The organism is Parasynechococcus sp., from assembly GCF_042954325.1.
Taxonomy (GTDB): domain Bacteria; phylum Cyanobacteriota; class Cyanobacteriia; order PCC-6307; family Cyanobiaceae; genus Parasynechococcus.
Genome location: NZ_JBGKDS010000078.1, coordinates 1 through 3,784 on the forward strand (window position 1 = coordinate 1; position 3,784 = coordinate 3,784).

Annotated in this window: 2 protein-coding genes and 1 pseudogene; 2 read left to right on the plus strand and 1 reads right to left on the minus strand. The window is 65.9% G+C overall.

Annotated features, from left to right (window positions below):
• The first annotated feature begins 19 nt into the window (after nucleotides 1–19).
• Both galE and selD read left to right on the plus strand, forming a co-directional pair.
• Nucleotides 20–1,054: a UDP-glucose 4-epimerase GalE gene (gene galE / locus ACGVKB_RS10215; protein ID WP_392351634.1), complete on the plus strand. Its 1,035-nt coding sequence runs from the start codon at nucleotides 20–22 to the stop codon at nucleotides 1,052–1,054.
• Nucleotides 1,051–3,102, plus strand: a complete 2,052-nt coding sequence (gene selD / locus ACGVKB_RS10220; RefSeq protein WP_392351633.1) for a selenide, water dikinase SelD — start codon at nucleotides 1,051–1,053, stop codon at nucleotides 3,100–3,102. Before galE ends, selD begins: the two co-directional genes overlap by 4 nt.
• Here selD and ACGVKB_RS10225 read toward each other — a convergent pair.
• Nucleotides 3,017–3,784: pseudogene (locus ACGVKB_RS10225) on the minus strand (hypothetical protein); the annotation flags it as partial. The gene selD and the pseudogene ACGVKB_RS10225 sit on opposite strands and share 86 nt — an antisense overlap.

Below are 3,784 nucleotides of genomic sequence, written 5' to 3' on the forward strand. Positions count from 1 at the left end.
CCATCGGCAGACCATCTCCATGGGGCATCGCTTCCTGATCACCGGCGGTGCTGGATTCATCGGTAGTCACACCGCTCTGGTGCTGATGGAACAGGGCCATTCCCTCCTGGTGCTGGACAACTTCGACAACAGCAGCCCCGAAGCGCTGGAGCGGGTCAAAGGCCTGGCCAACGGCCAAGGATCCCTGGAGCTCATCGAAGGGGACGTGCGCGATGCCGACGCCGTTGAGCACGCGTTCAAGAGCGGTGGAACGATCGATGGTGTGATCCATTTCGCCGGACTCAAGGCCGTGGGGGAATCGGTGAACGACCCCCTGCGCTACTGGGACGTGAACGTCAACGGCAGCCGGGTCCTGACCGCTGCGATGGAACGGCATGGCTGTCGAACGCTGGTGTTCAGCAGCACATCAACCGTGTATGGCGAACCACAGACGTTTCCCCTGCAAGAACAGACACCAACGGCACCGATTCACCCCTATGCGCAGACCAAACTGGCCGTCGAGCAGATGCTCGGTGCCCTCTGCCGCACCGGGGCCTGGCGGGTCGCCAGCCTCCGCTATTTCAACCCCGTCGGTGCTCACCCCAGCGGCCGAATCGGTGAAGACCCCCTCGGCATTCCCAACAACCTCTTCCCCTTCATCACCCAAGTCGCCGCAGGTCGTCGCGAGCAGCTGCACGTCTTCGGAGATGACTACCCAACGCCAGACGGCACCGGCATCCGGGACTATCTCCATGTGATGGACCTCGCCGACGCCCATGGGGTCACCCTGGACCACCTCTTGCAGCAACCAGACTCCACAGCCCTGACCTTGAACATTGGGACAGGGCGTGGGCTCTCCGTTCTCGAGGTCGTGCACGGATTCGAACGTGCCACCGGCATCACTGTTCCGTACAGCATCGTGCCGAGACGTCCGGGTGATGTGCCGAAACTCGAGGCCTGCCCGCTCCAGGCCAAGACAGTCCTGGGCTGGGAAGCATCACGCACCCTGGAGGACATGTGCCGGGACGGCTGGGCTTGGCAGCAGGCCAATCCCATGGGCTATCGACGCGGATGAAAGGCACCGCGCCGATCCTGCTGGCCGGCGGCGGACACAGCCACGCCCTGTTGCTGCGGCGCTGGGCCATGCACCCGCAGCAACGCCCCCCCGGATTGATCACCTTGATCAACCGCTGCAGCACCGCGCTCTACTCCGGAATGGTGCCCGGCCTGATCGCCGGCCAGTACCAACGGAATGCCGCCTCCATCGACCTGCGCCAGCTCTGTGATCGCGCCGGTGTGGCCCTCGTGATCGCAGAGATTGTCGGCCTCGACACCGAGCAATGCCAACTGTTGCTGAGGGACCGACCACCCCTCCGCTACCGCCGCCTCAGCCTCAATCTCGGTGCTGAATCCAAGCCATCGAAGCAGCCCGGCATTCCGATCAAACCACTGGAACCCGCGCTGGCCTTCTTGGATCAGCAGGACCGCCACTCCACGGAACCGTTCTGCGTGGTTGGCGGTGGACCAGCCGGACAGGAGGTCGTGCTGGCCCTACGACGGCGCTGGCCAACACGACCGCTCACCCTGATCAGCAAAAGCCTGAGCCACGATCCCGCGGCGAGGGGACGGATCGCGGAGGCCGGCATCCGCCTGAAGGCCGAGGCCGACCACCAACCAACAGCCACGCTGCTCTGCACTGGCAGCCAAGCGCCGCCCTGGCTTGCCAAGGCCCTGCCCGTGGATGCCGATGGACGCATCCAGACCGATGCCACCCTCAACGTTTGCGGTCATCCGAGCCTGTTCGCCAGCGGGGACTGTGGCGTGATTCAGTCAGCACCCCGCCCTCCTTCCGGGGTCTGGGCCGTCCGCAGCGCGGTGGTCTTGGCGCGCAATCTGCTGGCCGCGGAGCATGGCCGGCCGCTGAAACCATGGCGACCCCAGCCCCTGGCGCTTCAGCTGATGGGCAATCCCTCCCACGACCCCGTGCGGGCCTGGGGCCGCTGGGGAGCCTGGAGCCTGCCGGCCAGCCGCTGGCTGTGGTGGATCAAACAACGGATTGATCAACGCTTCATCGCCGCATTCGACCCTCCACGAGCCATGGACCAAGACGCGGAAGCCATGGCCTGCCGAGGATGCGCGGCCAAATTGCCGGCTGCTCCCCTGCAGGCGGCCCTGCAGCAGGCCGGTCTCCACGGCCCAGCCGAGGATGCAGCGGAACTGGGCGGAGACCCCCCTCGGCTCCAGAGCGTGGATGGGTTTCCGGCACTGCTCAGCGATCCCTGGCTCAATGCGCGGCTGACCACCCTGCATGCCTGCTCCGATCTCTGGGCCTGCGGTGCCGATGTGAACCACGCCATGGCGGTGGTGACCCTGCCAACCGACGGAGCCGACTTACAACAGGAACTCCTCGCGCAGTCACTGGCGGGGATCCGCTCCGTCCTGGACGAACAGGGGGCCCGACTGATCGGTGGCCACACCCTCGAGGCCCGCAGCCCAACGCCGCATCCAGCCAGTCTTGGGTTGCAAGTGGCCTTGAGCGTGACCGGAACCGCCTCCGGTCCTCCCTGGCCAAAACAAGGTCTACGGGCTGGGGATGCGCTGCTGCTGAGCCGCCCCCTGGGCACAGGCGTGCTGTTTGCCGCGGCCATGGCCGGCGCTGCCGACCCGAACGATCTCGATCATGTCCTGCAGACCATGAACCGAAGCCAGCACCAGCTGGTGAATGGCCTGCGCCAGTGCGACGGCATCCACGCCTGCACCGACATCACCGGCTTCGGGCTTTTGGGTCACCTCGGAGAAATGCTGCATCCCGACATTCGGGTCCGCCTCGAGCTCGCGCAGCTGCCCGCCTACCCAGGAGCCCTGGCGCTGCTGGAGCAAGGCCTGGCCAGCAGCCTCGCCCCCTCCAACCGCCAGGCCTGGCAGCTGCTGGATCCGGACCCCCAAGCGGGCTGGGCCCCGATCGAACTGAGTGCAGCACCCAGCCGCGGCCAACTCGAGCTGCTCGTGGATCCACAGACCTGCGGCCCCCTGCTGATCAGCTGTCCGGAAGCAACTGCGGCTCACCTGATCCATCAGGGCCCCTGGATCCGGATCGGCAACGCAAAATCCGCCCATGGCTGAGCTCCTCCTCCGCCTCGGCACACGCGAAACCGTTGGCCTCGACCAAGCGGAGCAACGGTTTCAATCGCTTGCTCAACGTCGGTTCTGGACCACTACTGGCCAACCAAATGACCGGAGGGGTGGGGTCGCGCTCCAGCCGTGACCTCAGGGCAGTTTTGTTCCCCCATGCCGTCTGGGTGGCCGCGATGCGCCCCATGGACTGCTCCATCCGGTCACTGAGGTTCAGCAGGCGGGCCCGCGGGCTATAGCGCTCCGGTAAGCCAGCAGAACGACGGCTGACCAGGGCAAATTGATCCTGCTCACGCAGGCCTGGCTGCACCGGATCGAGCTCATCAAACCCCGGCCCCCACCAGGTCAACAGGAGGGCCGCCAGAACAACCACCACGCTCCATCGCATCCGGGGCATCAGGGTGACGCCACCGGCCTGCACCGCCAACCACGGCAGCAGTGCCGGCAGAAGGACAACGAAATAACGGCTGAAGGCCAGCGGTTTGACGAACGAGACCGTCAGCACCGCCAGCACCATCAACAGCGATGGAATCACGGCGCTGCGATCGAGCAGCGCACGGTTCCCCCAACTCCAACCTTGCCGCCTCAGGGCCCAGACCAACGCCAGAAGCAGCGCCAGCTTGGGCAGCGGCCAGAGACCGATCGCCCGGGCAAGGGTGTCTTCGAGCAAAGC

Coding starts and splice junctions, on each gene's coding strand:
- galE (WP_392351634.1), top strand. CDS start 20: ATGGGGCATCGCTTCCTGATCACCGGCGGTGCTGGATTCATCGGTAGT.
- selD (WP_392351633.1), top strand. CDS start 1,051: ATGAAAGGCACCGCGCCGATCCTGCTGGCCGGCGGCGGACACAGCCAC.